The sequence below is a fragment of the Holdemanella sp. DFI.5.55 genome, assembly GCF_020593575.1.
Lineage (GTDB): Bacteria > Bacillota_I > Bacilli_A > Erysipelotrichales > Erysipelotrichaceae > Holdemanella > Holdemanella hominis.
The window spans coordinates 1-253 of sequence record NZ_JAJDMK010000314.1; the positions used below are offsets into that span (position 1 = coordinate 1).

Here is a 253-nt window from a genome sequence, read left to right on the forward strand (position 1 = left end):
CTTCCCGGAAAATGCGAGCATCCATTACTTTCAGATCCTCTGCAATTTCAGGCACAAAGCCCATTTGATCAATAACATCCTTTTGTAAGTCAATTCCCGGAGCGATTTCTGTTAGAACCACGTTGCCGTCCAGCAGTCTGAATACTGCTCTTTCCGTGATGTAGATAACCTCCTGCTTCTGCTTTTCCGCCTGCTCTGCACGGAAGGTGACGGAGCTTACTTTCTTGATCAGCTTTTCGAATTTGCCTTCCTG

Annotated in this window: 1 pseudogene; it reads right to left on the minus strand. The window is 46.6% G+C overall.

Annotation, left to right across the window (positions count from 1 at the left end):
• Nucleotides 1-253 (minus strand): annotated as a pseudogene (locus tag LJE08_RS14235) (acetate CoA-transferase YdiF); the annotation flags it as partial.